The sequence below is a fragment of the Candidatus Pelagibacter sp. HIMB109 genome, assembly GCF_052048155.1.
In the GTDB taxonomy this organism is placed as follows: Bacteria; Pseudomonadota; Alphaproteobacteria; order Pelagibacterales; family Pelagibacteraceae; genus HIMB114.
This window is the reverse complement of record NZ_JBNAIK010000004.1, coordinates 93,186-114,417: the sequence shown is the minus strand read 5'-3', so window position 1 is coordinate 114,417 and position 21,232 is coordinate 93,186. Positions and strand designations below refer to the sequence as shown.

Here is a 21,232-nt window from a genome sequence, read left to right as displayed (position 1 = left end):
AATTTAATCAAATTTTTATTTGAAAAAAAATTGGCAACATCTGAAGTGATTATTTTATTTTTGTTGGTCATAACCACATTTTGATAATATTTAATATTATTTGTTTTTTTATTATAAATGGCTTTGTCTGATTTTATATTTAAGACAGAACCGTCCTTAAGTGTCGTAAAGCTATTGACAATATTTAATTGAATTAAATTAGGCTTACTTTTAGTTATAAATGCTTCATTTCCTTTTGTAATATACTCATGTTTATTTTGAGAAGATATTTTGTACTCAACATCTGTAAACTTAGTTGTTCCAAAACTTGAGTCAGAAGAGTTTTTTGAGAGTGATATATTTTTGGTATCTTCAATTTTAATTGTGCCTTTATTCTGAAAAATATAATAACCATAAAAAAGAAAAAAAAATAAAATTGCAAAGATTAGAAAAATATTTGCTTTTTTTTTGATTGATATCATTTTTCCAAAAATTCCAGAATAGTATGAATACTTACTAACCCTTTGAATTTATTTTTATTTTTTACCAAAAGTACTGTTATTCTTTTCCTATTCATTTTTGATAAAGCTTCTGTAGCTAAAATCGTTTCATTTACAAAACTCGGGTTTTTAGTCATTATATCATCAGCTTTTATCAAACTTAAATTTTTATATTTTGCTACTGCTCTAGAGCAATCTCCATCAGTAATAATAGATATTTTTTTAGATTTATTATTTTTTATTAAAACACAACCTAGTCTTTTTGAGGCTAGAACAGACAGTATTTTTGAAAATGAGCATTTGCTATTAACGAAAGGAATATTTTTTCCAGTAATCAAAAGGTCTTTAATTGGAGTTAATGCTTTACCTATAGAACCACTAGGGTGTGTTTCTCCGAATTCTTTAATTTTAAAACCTCTTAATTTTGCAACAGAAATTGCCAGTGCATCTCCAATTGAAGAAAGCACAGTAGTTGAGGAAGTTGGAACAAGTTTAAAATTATTGTCACCAATTTCTTTTACTTTTGGATATACGATATTAATATCTGAGTTTTTAAATAACTGAGATTTTGAATTTGAAGAAATTCCCAAAATCTTGATTTTATACTTTTTTGCAAATTTAAGAATTGCCATAAGTTCACTTGTATTTCCGCTGTTTGATGCAATGATTAAAGTGTCATTATTTTTTAAATTGCCGAGAGATCCGTGTGTCGCCTGATTTGCATCAAGCACGTAGCTTGAGATGCCTAAACTACTGAATGTACCACAAGTTTTTTCTAGTATTAGTTTTGATTTTCCAACGCCTGAAAAGACAATATTTCCTTTTGTATTGTTAATTAAATTAACTGCTTTTGAAAAATTGATATTTAGTCTCTTTTGAACTTTAGTTAGAGCACTAACTTCCTCTTTAATTAATTTTTTACCAAAATTTAAAATTTGTTTTTCAGATTTCATACTAATGCTCAAATATATCTATCGTTAAACCAGCAAGATCTAAGGATGTTCTCGTTTCTAAAAAACTAAAACATTTTTCTGCTAATTCCAGTTTATTTTCTCTTTTTAAAATTTTTTCTAATTCATTTTTTATTCTATGAAGATATAATACATCTTTACATGCATAAGTAATTTGATCTTCACTATATTCTTCAATTGACCTACCCCAATCAGAAGTTTGATATTCTTTTGATAAATTAATATTTATAAGATCACGACATAAATCTTTATAACCGTGACGTGAAGAAAACTTCCGGGAAATTTTGGAAGCTATTTTTGTATCAAAAATATTGGCAACATTAATATTCAGGTGCTGCTTAAGAAAACCCAAATCAGCTCGACCAAAATGAAATATTTTTTTTATTTTATTATTCTCTAAAATTTCTTTTAGGTTTGGAGCATTATAATTTTTTTCAAATTTAATTAGATGAACGAAATCTGACCCATCGCAGAGCTGAAGAAGTTGAAGTCTATCAGTCTTGGGGTCTAACCCACTGAATTCACCGTCTACGGCTATGCTTGAGGCATTTTTTAAGCTTGTATCGGCGTCTATATCAGATAGATAAAATTTATAATTTTTCATAATTCAATTATTAATTGTATACATGAAACCTATAAAAAAAATTAGTTTTTTTGGTGGCGCTGGCTTCATTGGAAGTTCTATTGTTAAAATTTTAGCAAATAAAGGCTTTGAAATTAAAATTGCAACTCGTAATCCCTATGATGAGGATGTTATTGAATTAAAATCATCATGTGGTGACCCAGGTCAAATATCACTGCACAAAGTTAATATAAATGCAAAAGATCAAATTGAGACATTTATAAAGGACACAAACATTTGTATTAACTTGGTTGGTATTTTGTATGAAAAAGGCCAGAATACTTTTCAAAAAATACATACTGATTTTGTAACTAATCTAGTTGAGGTAATTAAAAAACAAAACACGATAAAACATTTTATTCATTTTTCGAGTCTTGGAGTAAAGAGTGGTACAGAGTCAAAATATCTAGAAAGTAAATTTAAAGCTGAAGAGTTTATTAAAGAAAATTTAGAAAACTATACTATAATTAAACCGTCAGTAGTTTACGGAGGTGGTAAGAATGATTTTACAAATATGTTTGCCAAATTAGCAAAACTATTTCCAATTATTCCTCTGGCAAATTCAAATGTAAAATTTCAACCTGTTTACGTTGGAGATATTGCAAAAGGTATTGAAAAAATTATTGACGAAGAAATTAAAAAAGAAACTTTTGAATTTGTTGGAGATGAAATATTTACCTTGGAAGAGCTTGTTAAAATTATATCAAATGAAATAAGAGCAAAAAATATTATTATTCCAATACCATCCTGGGCAGGGAGAATACAAGGTAGAATTTTACAGTTAGCACCAAAACCTATGCTAACACTGGATCAAATAAAAACTTTAGAATCTGGTGATAATATAGCAACCAATATTAATAAAACGTTAAAAGATCTTATAGTTGATCTCGAGGGTATAAGAAAAATTATTCCAAATTATTTATATCGATTTAGACCAGAGGGACAGTTTTCTTCTTAAGAAAAAGAATAGAATAAAAGCCCAGCTCCTAAGATAAGTCTTAGAACCACAAATAGTGTTAAGTTATTTTTTTCAACAAAAGATAGAAACACCTTAATACTTAAAAGCGAAGCAATCAGTGAAAAAGAAAAGCCAATTAATAAAATATTTATAATTTTAGGGTCAAAGTTTACTATTGCATCTCCTACTCCTAAAGTTGTAGCCGCCAATAATACAGGTATAGATATTATAAATGAAAACTTTGCTGCATGAGTCCTAGAGTACCCTAAGTATCTTGCGCATGTTATAGTGATGCCCGATCTACTTGTGCCAGGTATTAATGCAAGCACTTGCGCTAAACCAATATAGAATGCATTTTTATTTGGTATGTTTTGTTCATAGTATTGCGAAACTTTAGTTTTATCTGAAAGGTACAAAATAATTGAAAAAAAAACTGTAGCAAACGCTACAACTTTTATATCTTGAAGGAAAATATTTAAATTTAAAACTTTAACTATTAAACCAAACAAAACAACCGGAATAGTTGCAATTATTATATTATGTAAAAGCTTTAAATTTTTTAATATATTGAAAATTTCTTTTTTAAAATAAAATATTATTGCAATTAGAGAGCCTGCATGAACTGATATGTTAAATAAAAGATTAAGATTTTTATCTTCCAGATTTATAAGTTGTTCTAAAAAAACTAAAATTCCACTAGAAGAAATGGGTAACCATTCGGTTATTCCCTGAATTATTGCTAAAGCTATTAGAGGAAAATAAATTGAAAAACTCACTATGATTTTCAATTATTATCATTTAGCATTTAATGCTATAAATTTAGAACCAAAAAAACTAGCTATGATTTTTAACGATTCTCTGAAAATATTAAGTTTTTGTTAAAATTGACTATTTTCTTACAGATTTTTAATATTATTGTTATATTTTGTATATTTTTTAGTAAATAAATATTTACTAAAATACAATGACATAGCGATTTATATATTATAAGAACCTTGCCTCATGTCGAAAATGTTAAAATTTGTAGATCTGAAAAGAGAAACGCCTGAAAAAATAGAGGTAGGCGAAAGAAGAGAAAATTTTTTAGAAATATACAAAGAGTTTATTGATCATAAAGCAAAGGATCAGGCTAGCAGATGTTCCCAGTGTGGTACACCTTTCTGCCAGGTTCACTGTCCTTTACAAAACAATATACCAGATTGGTTAAAATTGACTGCAGAGGGAAGATTAAAAGATGCTTATGAAATTTCATCAGCTACTAATTCAATGCCAGAAGTTTGCGGCAGTATATGCCCTCAAGATCGTTTATGTGAAGGTAACTGTGTTATAGAACAGTCAGGACATGGCACGGTAACAATTGGTGCAGTAGAAAAATTTATAACTAATACAGCATGGGAAAATGGTTGGGTTGAACCAATAAAGCCGTTAAATGAAATAAAGCAATCTGTTGGAATAATTGGAGCAGGACCAGCGGGTATTGCTGCTGCCATGGAGTTAAGAAAAGAAGGTTATCAAGTGACGATTTACGATCGATATGATCGAGCTGGTGGGTTACTTATTTATGGTATTCCAAATTTTAAATTAGATAAATCAGTAGTTTTGAGAAGAACAAAACTTTTAAAAGATAGCAATATAAAAATTATTAATAATTTTGAAGTTGGTAAAGACTCTACGTTAAAAGAATTAAAAGAAAAACATGATGCCATCTTGATTGCAACTGGAGTTTATAAAGCAAGACAAATTGAAACTCCTGGATCAAATCTAAAAAATATTTTCCCTGCAATGGAGTTTTTAACAGCATCAAATAAAAAAGGTTTGGGTGATGAAGTAAAAGATTTTGATAATGGAACACTTAATGCTGAAGGAAAAAATGTTATTGTAGTAGGTGGTGGTGATACAGCAATGGATTGTGTTAGAACCGCAGTTAGACAAAAAGCAAAATCCGTTTCGTGCTTATATAGAAGAGATAAAGCTAATATGCCAGGGTCTGCTAGAGAAGTTGCTAATGCTGAAGAAGAGGGAGTTAACTTTATTTGGTTATCGAGTCCAAAATTATTTGAAGGAAAAGATAACGTAGAAAAAGTTACAATTAACAAGATGAGACTTGGTGAACCAGATTCATCTGGTAGACAATCGCCAAAAATTATAGATGGAGCGGAAGAGTCACTTGATGCAGATTTAGTCATTGAAGCTCTTGGTTTTGAGCCTGAAGAAATACCAAAATTGTTTGGCGAACCTGATTTAGAAGTTACTAAATGGGGTACAATTAAAACAGATTTAAAAACATTAAAAACAAATATTAAAGGAGTTTTTGCTGCAGGAGATATTGTACGTGGTGCGTCTTTAGTAGTTTGGGCAATTAGAGACGGAAGAGATGCAGCAGTAGGAATAAGTGAATATTTAAAATCAATTTCACAAAAGAAAAAGAATAAGGCGGCATAGTGACTATTGAAAATTATTTATCAAATAAAAACAGATTAGAAGCATCAAACGTAAAAATAGAAGATCACGACGCTTGTGGTGTTGGCTTTGTAGCTTCTATGACTGGAAAACAAAAGCGTGAAGTTGTTGAAAATGGAATAGAAGCTTTAAAGGCAGTTTGGCACAGAGGTGCGGTTGACGCTGATGGCAAAACTGGAGATGGAGCTGGAATTCATATTGAATTTAGTAGAGATTTTTTCAAGGAACAAATTAATGTTACAGGGCACGATGTAAGTGAAGATCAAGAAATTTGCCTAGGTATGGTTTTTTTACCAAGAACTAACTATTCAGCTCAAGAAAGATGCAGAACACTTATTGAGCAAGAACTTTTAAACAATGATTTTTACATTTTTGGATGGAGGCAGGTCCCTGTAAATCCAAAAGTTTTAGGTCAAAAAGCTAATGACACAAGACCTGAAATTGAACAAATTATTTTTGCGTGTGAAAATAAACAAGATTTTCAAGACTTAGAAAGAAAACTTTTTACAATTAGAAAAAAAATTGAAAATAGCGCTGCGAAGGAACAGCTAAACGACTTTTATATTTGTTCGTTAAGTTCAAAGTCAGTTATTTATAAAGGAATGTTTTTGGCTGAAAATATCGCTGATTTTTATCCAGATTTATTAGACCAAAGATTTACCTCTCGTTTTGCAATTTTTCACCAAAGATTTTCAACAAATACCTTTCCCTCATGGGAACTTGCCCAGCCATTTAGGGTCATTGCTCATAACGGTGAGATCAATACTTTAAAAGGGAATGTTAATTGGATGAAAACACATGAGGCTGGCATGGATAGTAATCTTTTTGAAAATATTGAAGATATAAAACCAATTATCAAAGCTAATAATTCTGACACCGCCTCGCTAGATGCAGCATTTGAATTGTTAGTAAGAGGAGGTAGAGACCTTCCAATTGCTAAAATGATGTTGATCCCTGAAGCCTGGTCTAAAAAAAGTAAAATAATATCTAAATTACACCGAGATATGTATAACTATTTGAATTCAGTTATTGAACCATGGGATGGCCCAGCGGCAGTTGCTGCTTTTGATGGCCGTTGGATTGTTGCCGCTTCTGATAGAAATGGTTTAAGACCTCTTCGTTATACAATCACTAAAGATAAAATGTTGTTTGCTGGTTCAGAAACTGGAATGGTCCATGTTGCTGAAGACAATATTCAATACAGAGGAAGAGTTGGTCCAGGCCAAATGATTTCTTTGGATTTAGATAAAGGAAAATATTTTAATGATAAAAAAACAAAAGATCATTTAGCATCAAATCCTGTTTATAAAGAGTTTGCCTCTAATCATATTGAATTAACAAAAAGTTTTAAAAATTTAAAAGAAAAAAATATCTACGAAGGTCAAGAACTGAGACAAAGACAATTTCTTTCAGGTTTAAGTATAGAGGATTTGGAAATTATTCTTCATCCAATGATTGAAGACTCAAAAGAAGCAGTTGGGTCCATGGGGGATGACACACCTATTGCAGTTTTATCAAGCAAGTACAGACCGTTATCTCATTTTTTCAGACAAAACTTTAGTCAAGTTACTAACCCTCCAATAGATTCTCTTAGAGAAAATAGGGTAATGTCACTTAATACAAGACTTGGTAATTTAGAGAATATTCTAGATGATAAATTAACAAAACAAAAAAGTTATTTACTTGAGAGTCCAGTTTTAACAAATACTCAGTTTAAAAAGTTAAATGATACATTTGAAAAGGAAATAAAAACTATCGATTTAACATATGAAATTAATGAAAAAAATAATTTAAAAAATCAATTAGATAGAATTAGATCTGAAGCAGAGGAGTTTGTAAGAGGCGGAGCAAAACACTTAGTTATAAGTGATGAAAATGTATCTAAAAATAGAATTTCTATACCAGTGATTTTAGCTCAAGGAGCAGTGCAATCTTATTTAACAAATTTAGGAATCAGAAAGTTTGTTTCTATTCACGTAAAATCATCCGAATGTTTAGACACACATTATTTTGCAGTTTTGATTGGAGCAGGTGCTACTACTGTTAATCCTTATTTAACAATAGACTCAATTTATCAAAGATTTGAAAAAGGTTTATTTGGAAAATTAAGTTTTGATGAATGTGTTCAAAGGTATGTAAAAGCTATTAATGATGGTTTGTTAAAGATCATGTCCAAGATGGGAATTTCAGTTATTAGTTCATATCGTGGAGGACTCAATTTTCAATCATTAGGATTAAGCCGTTCATTAGTTTCTGAATACTTTCCAGGTCTTGAGTCTAGAATTTCGGGTATCGGAATTTTAGGTATTGAAAACATGATCAAAAAACATCACGAAAAAGCATTTAGAGAAAATATAATTTCTTTACCAATTGGCGGTATTTATAAGTATCGTCATGGTGGTGAAACACACGGCTATCAAGCCAAGACAATGCATTTGCTACAAAGCGCGGTTACAAATGATTCTTTTGATACTTACAAGAAATATTCGAAGTTAATTCATGATTTGCCACCAATTCATTTGAGAGATTTGTTAGGATTTAAATCTAAGAAAAAATCAATATCCTTAGAAGAAGTTGAGTCTGTTACTGAAATTAGAAAAAGATTTGGAACAGGAAGTATGTCAATGGGCGCCTTATCAAAAGAAGCTCATGAGACTTTAGCTATTGCGATGAACAGAATAGGCGGCGCTTCTTGTAGCGGAGAAGGCGGTGAGGATGAAGAGCGATTTGTACCTAGAGCAAATGGAGACAATGCAAACTCAAGAGTAAAGCAAGTTGCATCAGGAAGATTTGGTGTTACAGCAAAATATTTAAATCATTGTAATGAAATTGAAATTAAAGTTGCACAAGGTGCAAAGCCAGGTGAAGGTGGGCAGCTACCAGGTTTTAAAGTTTCAAAATATATTTCAAAATTAAGACATTCAACTCCTGGAGTAACTTTAGTTTCACCTCCTCCTCATCATGATATTTATTCTATCGAAGATCTGGCTCAATTAATTTATGACCTTAAACAAATTAATCCAAAAGCTAGAGTTGGAGTAAAGTTAGTTGCTTCAACTGGTGTAGGAACGGTAGCAGCTGGAGTAGCAAAAGCTAAAGCAGATATAATTTTAATTAGTGGCCATAACGGTGGGTCAGGGGCAACACCACAAACCAGCGTGAAGTATGTAGGTTTACCATGGGAAATGGGTTTAACGGAAACAAATCAAATTTTAACAATGAATAATTTGAGACATAAAGTTGTATTAAGAACAGATGGAAGCATTAAAACTGGAAGAGATGTTGTAATGGCGGCAATGATGGGTGCTGATGAGTTTGGCATAGCAACAACCAGTTTGATAGCCATGGGATGTATTATGGTTAGACAATGCCACTCAGATACATGCCCAGTTGGAATATGTACTCAAAGAGAGGATTTAAGAGATAAGTTTGTAGGTACACCAGAAAAAGTAGTTAATTTATTTACATTTGTTGCTGAAGAGGTCAGAGAAATTTTAGCTGAGCTAGGATTTAAATCTTTAAATGAAGTTATAGGAAGAACAGATTTATTAACTCAAATTTCTAAAGGATCATCTAATTTAGATGATTTAGATTTTAATCCTCTTTTAGTTCAAGCTGATCCAGGTGATAACCCAAGGTACTGTAAAGACAAAATTAGAAATGAAGTTCCAAATACACTTGATGAAAAAATTATTAGTGATTTATTGCCATTGATTCAAAGTGGTCAGAATGTTGAGTTAAGTTATAATATTAAAAATACAGACCGAACTGTAGGGGCTAGACTATCTTCAACTTTAGTTACAGACTTTAAAGACAAATCATTTAATGAGAATCAAATTAACATTAAACTAAGAGGTTCAGCTGGACAATCATTAGGAGCTTTTATAGTTAAAGGTATAAATCTTGAAGTTATTGGTGACTGTAATGACTATGTTGGAAAAGGTCTTTCTGGTGGGACAATTATCGTTAGACCAGCTCGAGTTACAGAAATTGAAACAGAGAAAAATACGATTATAGGCAATACAGTTTTGTATGGTGCAACAAGTGGAAAGTTATTTGCTTCAGGACAAGCTGGTGAAAGATTTGCTGTAAGAAATTCAGGTGCAACTTCAGTAGTTGAAGGCTGTGGCACCAACGGTTGTGAGTATATGACGGGTGGTACAACAGTATTTTTAGGGGACGTTGGAGATAACTTTGCAGCAGGTATGACAGGTGGAATGGCTTTTGTTTTTGATCCAGATTCTAAACTAGAAAATTTAATAAATCCAAATAGTGTTACATTTAATAAAGTAGAGACTGATTATTGGAAAAGTTATTTAAAAAATTTAGTTGAGCAACATGCTAAATTTACTAAGTCAAAATATTCTCAAAAAATTTTATTTGAGTGGGATGTAAATATTAATCATTTTATTCAAGTATGTCCTTTAGAAATGTTAGATAAACTAGATAATCCAATAACTAATAAACCTTTAAAACAAAAAGCTAGTTAATTTTAGATTTAGCAATTTTAATCAACTCTTTTCCTATTCTTTTAAGATCATATGATGACGAAAGGCTATGGTCACCTTTTTCTTGTAACAAGATTAAACTATCTTTTGAATATAAAGTTTTAGATAACTTGTAGGAGTATTCTATTGGAACTACTCTATCTTTTAATCCGTGAAAAAACCTTAAAGGAAAATTACAATTTTTTTTCAAATGTAAAATTAAATTTTTTTTACCACCTTCGATCAAAGACTTACCTATTGGATAATAACTATCATAATCACTTTTCAGTTTATAAATTTTTCCAGAGCTGATGATCTGCTTTGCTTTTTTTGAAAAAGTATTCCACATTAAGTATTTTGTAAAATCAGGAGCAGCTGAAATTCCTATAAAACCAATTATATTTTTGAGTTTCCATATAAGTTTGGCACCAACCCATCCTCCACATGATGAACCAATAATGATTATTTTTTTATTTTTAAGTATTAAGCTTGCGATTTCCTTAGCCTCTAAGATCCAATCATGAATTCCTTGCTTTTCAAAAATACCAGAAGATTTGCCATGACCAGAAAAATCAAATGCTAAAAAGTTTAAATTATTTTTTTTGCATAATGATTTTATGAATTTTACTTTCTTTCCAGAAATATCCGACATCAGACCATGAAGAAATAATACCCCAATTTTACTTTTGGCTTTTAAAAAGGTGAAATGAACAGATTGTTTATTTGACGTTAAAAAATAATTTTTTTTGTTTTTCATTTTAATCAAGATATAGTTATAAAATCTTTTAAATGAGCGCAAATATAAGGTTACTTCAAATCATACCGAATATGGATATCGGTGGAGCCGAAACAGGCTGCTTACATGTAGCAGATCATATTTCAAAACAAGGGGGTTTTTCAGCAATTTTAACAAGTGGCGGTAAATTATTAGATCTCATTGATCGTAACAAAATTAAAATATTTAAATGGCCAATTAATAAAAATCTTTTTTTTATTATTTTAAATATTTTTTATATTTTTTTAAAAATCAAAATTCACAAAATAAATATTGTTCACGCAAGAAGTCGTGCACCAGCATGGTCTGCATATTTTGCCTCAAAATTAGCCAATGTTAAATTTGTTACCACTTTTCATGGAACATATAACTTTAAATCAAAACTAAAAAAATTTTATAATTCAATTATGGTAAAATCAGATCATGTCATTGCAGGATCAGAGTTTATCTTGAACCATATTCATACAAATTATCAAGTTAAGGCAAAATCTTCTGTAGTCAAAAGAGGGATAGACGAAAAATACTTTTCAAAAAAAAATGTTACTGAAGAAGAAATTAAAAAATTAAAAGATTTAATGAAGATTAATGTTGAAAAATTTATAATTTTACTTCCTGGTAGATTAACATATTGGAAAGGTCAAAAATTATTTATTGAAGCGTTAAATATTTTAAATAATCAAAATTTGTTAGAAAACGTATATTCATTAATCATTGGAGGACATCAAGGAAGAATTCAATATAAAGAAGAATTAATGCAGTTAGTAAAAAAATATAATTTAGAAAATAAATTAAAAATTGCACATGGTTTAAATAAAATGCCAGTTGCATATTCTATTTCTAATTTAGTTTTATCAAGCTCAATAGAACCCGAGGCCTTTGGAAGAATAAGTGTTGAGGCCCAATCTATGGAAAAACCGGTATTAGCCAGTGACATTGGTGGTTCGCTTGAAACGGTTATTAATAATAAAACTGGTTGGTTGTTTAAAAACAATGATTCTGAAGATTTAGCAGGAAAAATTAAAATGATTATGAAAACTGAGCAGAATGTTCTCGATTTAATTGGGAGACAGGGTAGAAAAAATGTTAAAGAAAACTATACAAGAGAGCTCATGGTATCAAGAACACTAGAAATATATAAATCATTGGTTTATTAGTCATAAGAAATATGGTTTCAATTACTCTTCCAGATGGAAATATCAAAGAATATAATTCAGCAGTAACGGGCGCTCAGATCGCAAAAGATATTGCTCCATCATTATTAAAAAAAGCATTAGTCGTTGAAGTTGATGGTGAATTTAAAGATTTAGGAATTGAAATTAGCAAAGACTCAAAAGTTAAAATTATTACAATGGACGATGATTATGCCTTGGATTTAATTCGTCATGACTCTGCACATTGTATGGCAATGGCTGTTCAAGAACTTTTTCCAGGTACACAAGTAACAATCGGTCCAGTGATTGAAAACGGCTTTTATTATGATTTCGCAAGAGATGAACCTTTTAGCGATAGCGACTTAGAAAAAATTGAAAAAAAAATGAATGAGATCATAGATAAAGATCCTAAAACGACTAGAGAAGTTTGGGACAGAGATAAAGCAATACAACATTTTAAAAAAATTGGAGAAAATTATAAAGCTGAAATCATTGAGAGCATTCCTAAAGGAGAAGAATTGTCAATTTACTTCCACGGTGATTGGCATGATTTATGTAGAGGTCCACACTTACCAAGTCTTGGAAGGATAGGGAAAGCTTTTAAATTAATGAAAGTTGCCGGAGCTTATTGGAGAGGAGACTCTAATAATAAGATGCTTCAAAGAATTTATGGAACATGCTGGAAAACAAAGAAAGATCTTGATGAATATTTACATCGTATTGAAGAGGCTGAAAAAAGAGATCATAGAAAATTGGGAAAAGCATTAGATTTATTTCATTTTCAAGAAGAAAGTCCTGGTGCAGTTTTTTGGCATCAAAAAGGATGGAGCCTGTTTCAGTCACTAGTGAAATTTATGAGAGATAAGCAAACTGATGCAGGTTATTTAGAAGTTAATACACCAGAAATGTTGGATAAAACATTATGGGAAAAATCAGGCCATTGGGAAAAGTTTCAAGAACATATGTATACTACAGATGCAGATGAAAAAACTTTTGCAATAAAACCAATGAATTGCCCAGGTCATATTCAAGTTTTTAATCAAGGATTAAAAAGTTATAAAGATTTACCACTTAAAATATCTGAATTTGGAAAAGTTCATCGATATGAACCATCAGGTGCGTTACACGGATTAATGAGGGTTAGGGCATTTACTCAAGATGATGCTCATATATTTTGCACTGAAGAACAAATTACTGAGGAGTCTTTAAAAGTAACAAATTTAATTTTAGATATTTATAAATCATTCGGTTTTGAAAATGTGAAACTTAAATTTTCAGATCGGCCTGAGAAAAGAGTTGGTGATGATAAAATTTGGGATAAAAGTGAAAAAGCTTTACTAGATGCAATTAAGGCCAGCGGATTAAAATACGAAATTAATAAAGGCGAAGGCGCTTTTTATGGTCCGAAAATTGAATTTGTATTGATTGATGCAATCGGACGTGATTGGCAATGTGGAACTTTACAAGTTGATTTTAATCTTCCTGGAAGATTAGGTGCTTCGTATGTTGCAAATGATGGATCAAAAAAAATACCAGTTATGTTACATAGAGCAATGTTTGGATCTCTTGAGAGATTTATTGGAATTTTAATAGAGCATCATGCAGGAAAATTTCCTTTTTGGTTGTCACCAGAACAAGTTGCCGTATTACCAATAAGCAACGAACAAAACGATTATGCAAGCAAGGTAAAGTTGTTACTTGAAAAAAAAGGATTAAGGTCTATTATTGATGATAGAAATGAAAAAATTAATTATAAAATTCGAGAACATTCAGTATCGAAAATTCCAGTTTTAATGATCTGCGGCGCTAAAGAAGTTCAAAATAATACAATTACTATAAGAAGACTAGGACAAACAAACCAACAAACAGTTAGCCTTGAAGAAGCTGTAAATAATTTGTCACTAGAGTCTAATACTCCATCTATTTAATGCATCATATTACTTATTTTAATTAATGAAGGGTCCAAGAGTTAATAACAAGATCCGAGCATCTGAAGTGCAACTTATCACAGATGATGGCGATAACATAGGTGTCGTTCCGATTGGAGAAGCTTTAGATCGTGCCAAGGAAGTTGGCTTAGATTTAATTGAAGTCGCTCCAAATGCAAAGCCTCCAGTATGTAAGATTATTGATTATGGAAAATACAAATATGAAATTCAAAAAAAGGCTAGCCAAGCAAAGAAAAAGCAAAAAGTTATTACATTAAAGGAGTTAAAACTAAGACCAAGCACTGACAAACATGATTATGACTTTAAAATGAAAAATGCTAAAAAATTTATTTCAAAAGGAGATAAAGTTAAGTTTACAATTCGCTTTAAGGGTCGTGAAATGGATTACATGAAAGCTGCTTATGATTTAGTTGATAAAATTATTGAAGATACAAAGGATATCTCAAAAGTTGAGCAAAAGGCTAAGATGGAAGGTAGACAAATGACCATGATTATTCAGCCAAATTAAGCTATTATTGTTATTGTCATTACACCTTTTTTTAGTATAACCACCCTCGATATGGCCAAACTAAAGACTAAGAGTTCTGCAAAAAAAAGATTTAAGATTACAGCTAAGGGCAAAGTAAAATCTGCTCAAGCTGGAAAAAGACATGGAATGATCAAAAGAACAAATTCACAAATCAGAAAATTAAGAGGCACTACAGTTTTATCAAAACAGGACGCAAAGATTATTAAATCTTATATGCCTAACAGTTTAAGAGGATAATATGGCAAGAGTTAAAAGAGGGAAAACAAGTAAAGCAAAACATAAAAAAGTTTTAAAAGCTGCAAAAGGTTATTGGGGTAGAAGAAAAAACACAATAAGAGTAGCTAAGCAAGCAGTTGAGAAAGCTATGCAATATGCCTACAGAGACAGAAGAAGAAATAAAAGGAATTTTAGGTCACTATGGATTCAAAGAATAAATGCAGGTGTAAGAGCTGAAGGTCTAACTTATTCTAAATTCATAAATGGTTTAACAAAATCAAAAATTAACATTGATAGAAAAGTATTAGCAGATATCGCTTATAATAATCCAGAGACTTTTAAATCTATTGTAAAAAAGGTACAATCGCATTTAAATTAAATATTTAAATGTTAGATCTTAAAAACTTATCCTCTGAGATAAATTTAAAAATTCAGCAAGTTAAAGACCGAGAAACTTTAGAGTCTTTAAAAACTCTTTATTTAGGAAAAAAGGGTATCATTACAGAAGCATTCAAAAGCATGGGCAAGATTGATGCTGATAATAGAAAAAATTTTGCATCAGAATTAAATATAATAAAATCAAATTTACTAGATCAAATTAATTCATACCAATCTAAAATTGAGCTTAAAGAAATAGAAGAAAAACTAAACTCAGAAGAAATAGATATCACACTTCCGACAAAAGAAATTAAAAAAGGAAAAATACATCCTGTATCACAAGTAATTGATGAGCTGACATGTATATTTGCTGAAATAGGATTTTCTGTGGCAGAAGGTCCTGATATTGAAAATGAATTTAATAATTTTACTGCACTTAATACTCCTGAACATCATCCCGCTAGAGATATGCATGATACTTTTTATTTAGATGAGAATAAAAAAACTTTGTTACGAACTCATACATCGCCAGTTCAGATACGAACAATGTTAAATAACAAACCACCTATAAAAATTATTGCACCAGGAAGAACATATAGATGTGATAGTGATATGACGCACACACCTATGTTTCATCAGTTAGAAGGCTTACATATCGATAAAGATATTAATATGGGACACCTAAAAGGCTGTTTAGATTTTTTTCTAAAAAAGTTTTTTGAAGATGAAAACCTTGAGATGAGATTCAGGCCTAGTCATTTTCCATTCACTGAACCAAGCGTAGAGGTAGACATAAGTTACAAACTTGAAAATAATAAAATTGTTGTAGGAAAAGGAGATAGGTGGTTAGAAGTTTTAGGCTGCGGGATGGTTCATCCAAATGTTTTAAAGAATGTTAAAATTGATCCAAAAAAATTTCAAGGTTATGCTTTTGGGGTGGGAATTGATCGTCTCGCAATGTTGAAATATGGAATTACGGATTTGAGATCATTTTTTGAAGGTGATTTAAGATGGTCTAACCATTATGGTTTTGATGCAAACGATGTTCCGACAAATTATAGAGGGTTGAGTAAATGAAATTAACTCTTTCGTGGTTAAAGAAACATCTAAATACTAAAGCTTCAACAGATCAGATTGTAGGTGCATTAACTAATATCGGTCTAGAAGTAGAAGAGGTCATAGAGGAAAATAAAAATTTAGAACTTTTTAAAATCGCAAAAATTTTAAAAGCTGAAAAACATCCTAATGCTGACAAACTAAAAATTTGTGATGTCGATACTGGAAAAAAAATTGAAAAAGTAGTTTGCGGAGCAGCTAATGCTAGAGAGGGATTATTAACAGTGTATGCACCTCCTGGCGCAGTTATTCCTAAAAATGGAATGAAGCTAGTCATAGCAAAAATTAGAGGAGTTGAGTCAAAAGGTATGCTTTGTTCTGAAAGTGAATTAGGGGTATCAAATGAAAGTGATGGAATTACAGAGATTCAAAATAAAAAAGTTGGTGAAAAATTTTTCAAAAATACTGAAGAGGTTATAGATATTTCAATTACACCAAACCGTTCAGATTGCTTAGGCGTTAGAGGAATTGCTAGAGATTTAAGCGCTTATGGTCTTGGAAAAATAATTGAAGAAAAAAAAATTAATTTAAAACAAAAATCAAAAAAAGTAATCAAAGTTGAAATTAAAAAAAATTCTGGATGCAATGCATTTGGATCTCTATTTATTGAAGATGTAAACAATTGTGAGAGTCCTGAATGGTTAAAAAAAGATTTAGAATCATTTGGTTTAAAACCAATTTCAGCAATTGTTGATGTAACAAATTACGTAATGTTTGATCTTAATCGACCAATGCATGCATATGATACAGATAAGCTTGATGGAAATATAATTGTTAGAGAAGCAAAAAATAGTGAAAGCTTTGACGCTTTAGATGAAAAAAAATATAAAATTCCAAATGGTGCATGTTTAATTACTGATAAAAATAAAATTTTAGGTTTAGGTGGTGTTATTGGAGGTCAGTCAAGCGCTATTAATTTAAACACAAAAAATATAATTCTAGAGGCTGCAGCGTTTGATCCCATAAAAATTGCAAAAGTGTCAAAGCAACTAGGAATTATTACTGATGCAAAATTTAGATTCGAGAGAGGAGTTGATCCTAATTCAATTGAAGCTGGATTAAAATTAGCAGCAAAATTAATTCAGGATATTTGTGGAGGAAAAATTTCAAAAATAAATATTTCTGGCGACACAAAAAATAAAAATAAAAAAATTAAATTTGATGTCAATAATTTTGAAAAATTAATTGGTTTTTCTGCTAAAGTGAAAGACTGTCAAAAAATTTTAGAAACATTGGGTTTTAAAATTAAGGCAAAAAAAAATATTTTAGATATTGAGATTCCTAGTTGGAGACCCGATGTGAGCCAAGAGGCAGATATAATCGAGGAAATTTTAAGAATAAAAGGATTAGATAAAATTCAATCTATACCCCCAGAATTGAATGAGAAAAAATCAGTATTAAATTATCACCAAAAATTATTTCATTTAGTTCAAAGATCATTTGCAAGCAGAGGATTTTTTGAAACTATAAGTTGGTCTTTTACTAGCAGTAAGTTTAATCAATATTATTCTGATCAAACAATAAAAATCACAAACCCAATTTCATCAGATTTAGATGTATTAAGGAGTTCAAATTTTGTAAATTTAATATTACAGGCAAAATTAAACCTAGATAGATCAAATTTAAATTTACAGATGTTTGAAGTTGGTCCAGTTTTTAAAGAAGATTTAACACAAGAAACAATTGCATCTGGAATTTTAGTTGGAAAAAAAACTAGTTCGACTTGGATTAATAATGATGAGGAATTTAATGCAATTGATGCAAAAGAATATTTATATTTTATTTTAAGTGATTTAGGTTTGTCACTAGATAATCTAGTTGTAGAAAAAAGTGAAAAAAATTATTATCACCCAGGCCAGTCTGCCGATGTTTTTATAGGTAATAAAAAAGGTCCAAAAGTAGCAAGCTTTGGTGCAATTCATCCTTTAATTTTACAAAAAATGGATATTCAAAAATCAAATATTATAGGTCTTGAGGTTTATCTTGATAATTTCATTGAGCCAAAGAGACCATCAAGGGTTTCAAAAAAACAACTTAAAAAATACGACTTTCAAATTGTTGAAAGAGATTTTGCATTTATTTTAGATAAAAAAGTTAGGGCTGGAGATTTAGTATCCTTAATTAAAAAGACAGATCAGTTAATAAAATCTGTTAACGTATTTGATCTCTATGAAGGAGAAAAAATTGATTTAGATAAAAAATCTATAGCTATTAAAGTTCTATTTGAGCCAACTGATAAAACGTTAAATGATAAAGAAATTGATGAATTATCAGATAAAATTATTATAGCTGCTAAAAGCTTAGGTGGTTCATTAAGATCTCAATGACAGATATCAGTCTAATTAGAAATTTTTCAATCATAGCTCATATTGATCATGGGAAATCCACACTTGCAGATCGATTAATACAAACTTGTGGTGGCTTAACCGACAGAGAAATGAAAGAGCAGGTTCTAGACTCAATGGAAATTGAAAGAGAGCGTGGTATTACAATTAAAGCTCAGACTGTAAGATTAAAATATAAACACAAAGATGGAAAAGAGTATATTTTAAATATCATAGATACACCTGGACATGTTGACTTTAGTTATGAGGTGAATAGATCTTTAGCAGCCTGTGAAGGTTCACTATTAGTTGTTGATAGCACCCAGGGTGTTGAGGCTCAAACTTTAGCAAATGTTTACCAAGCATTAGATAATAATCATGAAATTATTACAGTCTTAAATAAATCAGATTTACCAGCTTCAGAACCAGAAAGAGTTAAATCACAAATAGAAGATGTTATTGGCGTTGATACATCTAATGCAATATTGGCATCTGGCAAAACAGGTGAAGGAGTGAATGATATTTTAAATTCTATTGTTGAGAATCTTCCATCACCCAAAGGAAATGAAAATCATAGTCTAAAAGCTTTATTAGTAGACAGTTGGTATGACAGTTATTTGGGGGTGGTAATTTTAGTAAGAGTAATAGATGGAAAAATTAGAAAGAAAGATCAAATTATTATGATGTCAAATAATTCAAGACATGATGTGGAAAGAGTTGGAATTTTTACTCCAAAGGCAATTGATATTGAGGAAATTGGTCCAGGTGAGATAGGTTTTATTGTTACTGGTATAAAAGATTTATCAGATACAAAAGTTGGTGATACTATCACAATATTAAAAAATCCTACTAGTGAGGCACTATCAGGATTTAAACCAAGTAAGCCAGTAGTATTTTGTGGTTTATTTCCAATAGATAGTAGTGATTATGGATTATTGAAAGATAGTCTGGCAAAATTAAAACTAAATGACTCAAGTATAGAATATGAACCTGAAAACTCTTCAGCTCTTGGTCTAGGTTTTAGATGCGGATTTTTAGGCTTGTTACACCTTGAGATAGTAGTTCAAAGGTTGGAAAGGGAGTATGATATTAATTTAATCACCACAACTCCTGGCGTTGTATATAAGCTTCAAACAACTGATAACAGAATTACTGATTTACAAAATCCAACTAACATGCCTGAAGTTTCATCAATTAAAACCATTAAGGAGCCATGGATAGTTGCAACAATTATAACGCCTGATGAATATCTGGGATCAATTATTAAAATTTGCGAGGAAAAAAGAGGTGTACAAAAGGATATGAGTTATTCAGGAAACAGAGTAGTTTTGAAATATGATATGCCTTTAAATGAGGTTGTATTTGATTTTTATGATCGTTTAAAATCTATTACTAGTGGTTATGCTAGTTTTGATTATGAAATAAATGAATATAAAGATGGTGATTTGATCAAGTTATCAATTTTAGTTAATGATGAGCCTGTAGATGCACTTTCAATGATAATACATAAAGATTTTGCACAAAAACAAGGTCGGTTAATCTGTGAAAAACTAAAAGATCTAATTCCAAGGCATCAATTCCAAATACCCATCCAAGCAGCAATAGGAGGCAAAATTATTGCAAGAGAAACAATCAAAGGATTTAAAAAAGATGTTCTAACAAAAATTCATGGTGGTGGTGCATTAGATCGAAAAAGAAAATTATTAGATAAGCAAAAAAAAGGTAAATCAAGAATGAAACAATTTGGAAAAGTTGAGATACCACAAGAAGCTTTTATTGGTGTATTAAAAATTAATAAAGATTCCTAATGGAAAAAATATTAATTATACAAACTAGACCTGGAATAGGTGATTTATGTGTTTTTCTTCCTCCGATTTATACTATTGCGGAGTATTCAAAAGAATTTGAATTACATCTTCTCACTAAAAAAAGAACTTGTGCCTCGGAGTTTTTGAATAATAATAAATATATTAAAAAAATTAATTATTTACCCGATGCTTCAGGCCTTAAGCTTAATAAAAAAATTTTAAATTTTTTGAAAAAAGAAAAATATGAGAAATGTTTTATTATGCACTATGGTATAAGATATTTCTTTCTTTCAAAATTAGCAGGAATAAAAAAAATATTTTTTTATGGGGTTTTTAAAAAAAATGAAAATATAGTTAAAAAATCACAAAATATTCTAAAAAAGTGGATTGGAAAAGAATGTATTGATTTTGATCAGATTTTAAATTTAAATAATAGAGTTGATCAAATTCAACAAATTACTTTTGGAATTGGTGGAAGTGGAAAAAATAAAAAATGGCAGATTCTAAATTTTATTAAATTAGCACAAAAGATTAATGAAAAAAAAAAATCAATTTTCTTACTAGCTGGAGGTCCTGAAGAAATAGAAGATGCAAATATCATAAAAGAAAAACTAAAAAAAACTGATATTAAAACTATTTCTATGTGCGATAAGAAAATTAAAGATACTCTTGTTAACCTGTCCCAATCAAAACTTTATATTGGTAATGATACAGGTTTTATGCATTTATCGGGTTGTTTAGGTGTAAGATCCTATGGATTATTTGGAGATACACCTCCAAACTATGCTTCATATAATAAAAATATTTTTGCAATTACACCAAATGGATCATGCAATATAACTCATGGATCTGGTATGATGGATAAAATGAAAGTTGATTATGTTTTTAATCAAATCAGCAATTATATAGATTAGGAGAGATGGCCGAGCGGTTTAAGGCGCACGCTTGGAAAGCGTGTAAAGGGGTAACTCTTTCGCGGGTTCGAATCCCGCTCTCTCCGCCAACTAAA

Annotated in this window: 17 protein-coding genes and 1 tRNA gene; 13 read left to right on the top strand and 5 right to left on the bottom strand. The window is 30.3% G+C overall.

Annotated features, from left to right (window positions below):
* From ACTTAQ_RS03990 to ACTTAQ_RS03980, 3 genes are all read right to left on the bottom strand, one after another.
* The coding region (locus ACTTAQ_RS03990) for a hypothetical protein (protein WP_440695744.1) at positions 1 to 461 on the bottom strand (461 nt) is incomplete at its 3' end.
* Positions 458 to 1,432 (bottom strand): KpsF/GutQ family sugar-phosphate isomerase, encoded by a 975-nt coding sequence (locus ACTTAQ_RS03985; RefSeq protein ID WP_440695742.1) that lies wholly within the window; start codon positions 1,430 to 1,432, stop codon positions 458 to 460. The genes ACTTAQ_RS03990 and ACTTAQ_RS03985, both read right to left, overlap by 4 nt.
* Position 1,433: 1 nt before the next feature.
* Positions 1,434 to 2,054, bottom strand: a complete 621-nt coding sequence (locus ACTTAQ_RS03980) for a ribonuclease D (RefSeq protein WP_440695740.1) — start codon at positions 2,052 to 2,054, stop codon at positions 1,434 to 1,436.
* Between the two features lie 22 nt (positions 2,055 to 2,076).
* Between ACTTAQ_RS03980 and ACTTAQ_RS03975 the strand changes: the two genes are divergently transcribed.
* Positions 2,077 to 3,030, top strand: a complete 954-nt coding sequence (locus ACTTAQ_RS03975) for a complex I NDUFA9 subunit family protein (RefSeq protein ID WP_440695738.1) — start codon at positions 2,077 to 2,079, stop codon at positions 3,028 to 3,030.
* Here the strand turns inward: ACTTAQ_RS03975 and ACTTAQ_RS03970 are convergent.
* Positions 3,027 to 3,818 carry an undecaprenyl-diphosphate phosphatase gene (locus ACTTAQ_RS03970; RefSeq protein WP_440695736.1) on the bottom strand — a complete coding sequence of 264 codons (792 nt, stop codon included), beginning with the start codon at positions 3,816 to 3,818 and terminating at the stop codon, positions 3,027 to 3,029. The genes ACTTAQ_RS03975 and ACTTAQ_RS03970 overlap by 4 nt on opposite strands.
* A gap of 214 nt (positions 3,819 to 4,032) precedes the next feature.
* Here ACTTAQ_RS03970 and ACTTAQ_RS03965 point away from each other — a divergent pair, with 214 nt between their 5' ends.
* Together ACTTAQ_RS03965 and gltB are read left to right on the top strand one after the other, a co-directional pair.
* Positions 4,033 to 5,472, top strand: coding sequence for an NAD(P)-dependent oxidoreductase (locus ACTTAQ_RS03965; protein ID WP_440695734.1), 1,440 nt, complete (start codon positions 4,033 to 4,035; stop codon positions 5,470 to 5,472).
* A 5-nt stretch (positions 5,473 to 5,477) separates the two neighbouring features.
* Entirely contained in the window at positions 5,478 to 9,980 is a 4,503-nt protein-coding gene (gene gltB, locus ACTTAQ_RS03960; RefSeq protein ID WP_440695748.1) for a glutamate synthase large subunit, read from the top strand.
* Here the strand turns inward: gltB and ACTTAQ_RS03955 are convergent.
* Complete coding sequence (locus ACTTAQ_RS03955; protein ID WP_440695732.1) at positions 9,973 to 10,734, bottom strand: alpha/beta hydrolase; 762 nt, start codon at positions 10,732 to 10,734, stop codon at positions 9,973 to 9,975. The genes gltB and ACTTAQ_RS03955 overlap by 8 nt on opposite strands.
* Positions 10,735 to 10,766: 32 nt before the next feature.
* Here ACTTAQ_RS03955 and ACTTAQ_RS03950 point away from each other — a divergent pair, with 32 nt between their 5' ends.
* From ACTTAQ_RS03950 to ACTTAQ_RS03905, 10 genes are all read left to right on the top strand, one after another.
* Positions 10,767 to 11,906: a glycosyltransferase family 4 protein gene (locus ACTTAQ_RS03950; protein WP_440695730.1), complete on the top strand. Its 1,140-nt coding sequence runs from the start codon at positions 10,767 to 10,769 to the stop codon at positions 11,904 to 11,906.
* 11 nt (positions 11,907 to 11,917) lie between these two features.
* On the top strand, positions 11,918 to 13,831 hold the full coding sequence (thrS, locus tag ACTTAQ_RS03945; RefSeq protein ID WP_440695728.1) for a threonine--tRNA ligase: 1,914 nt from the start codon (positions 11,918 to 11,920) through the stop codon (positions 13,829 to 13,831).
* A 25-nt stretch (positions 13,832 to 13,856) separates the two neighbouring features.
* On the top strand, positions 13,857 to 14,360 hold the full coding sequence (infC, locus tag ACTTAQ_RS03940; protein WP_009359762.1) for a translation initiation factor IF-3: 504 nt from the start codon (positions 13,857 to 13,859) through the stop codon (positions 14,358 to 14,360).
* 51 nt (positions 14,361 to 14,411) lie between these two features.
* Positions 14,412 to 14,618, top strand: a complete 207-nt coding sequence (rpmI, locus tag ACTTAQ_RS03935) for a 50S ribosomal protein L35 (RefSeq protein ID WP_009359763.1) — start codon at positions 14,412 to 14,414, stop codon at positions 14,616 to 14,618.
* A 1-nt stretch (position 14,619) separates the two neighbouring features.
* On the top strand, positions 14,620 to 14,976 hold the full coding sequence (gene rplT, locus ACTTAQ_RS03930; RefSeq protein WP_009359764.1) for a 50S ribosomal protein L20: 357 nt from the start codon (positions 14,620 to 14,622) through the stop codon (positions 14,974 to 14,976).
* An 8-nt stretch (positions 14,977 to 14,984) separates the two neighbouring features.
* Entirely contained in the window at positions 14,985 to 16,052 is a 1,068-nt protein-coding gene (gene pheS / locus ACTTAQ_RS03925; protein ID WP_440695726.1) for a phenylalanine--tRNA ligase subunit alpha, read from the top strand.
* Positions 16,049 to 18,418, top strand: coding sequence for a phenylalanine--tRNA ligase subunit beta (gene pheT, locus ACTTAQ_RS03920; RefSeq protein ID WP_440695724.1), 2,370 nt, complete (start codon positions 16,049 to 16,051; stop codon positions 18,416 to 18,418). The genes pheS and pheT overlap by 4 nt, the downstream gene beginning before the upstream one ends.
* A complete protein-coding gene (gene lepA / locus ACTTAQ_RS03915) occupies positions 18,415 to 20,223 on the top strand; it encodes a translation elongation factor 4 (protein WP_440695722.1) in 1,809 nt (602 codons plus the stop codon). The genes pheT and lepA overlap by 4 nt, the downstream gene beginning before the upstream one ends.
* Positions 20,223 to 21,137 carry a glycosyltransferase family 9 protein gene (locus tag ACTTAQ_RS03910; protein WP_440695720.1) on the top strand — a complete coding sequence of 305 codons (915 nt, stop codon included), beginning with the start codon at positions 20,223 to 20,225 and terminating at the stop codon, positions 21,135 to 21,137. Before lepA ends, ACTTAQ_RS03910 begins: the two co-directional genes overlap by 1 nt.
* A tRNA-Ser gene (locus ACTTAQ_RS03905) sits at positions 21,137 to 21,226 on the top strand. Before ACTTAQ_RS03910 ends, ACTTAQ_RS03905 begins: the two co-directional genes overlap by 1 nt.
* Positions 21,227 to 21,232: the final 6 nt, after the last annotated feature.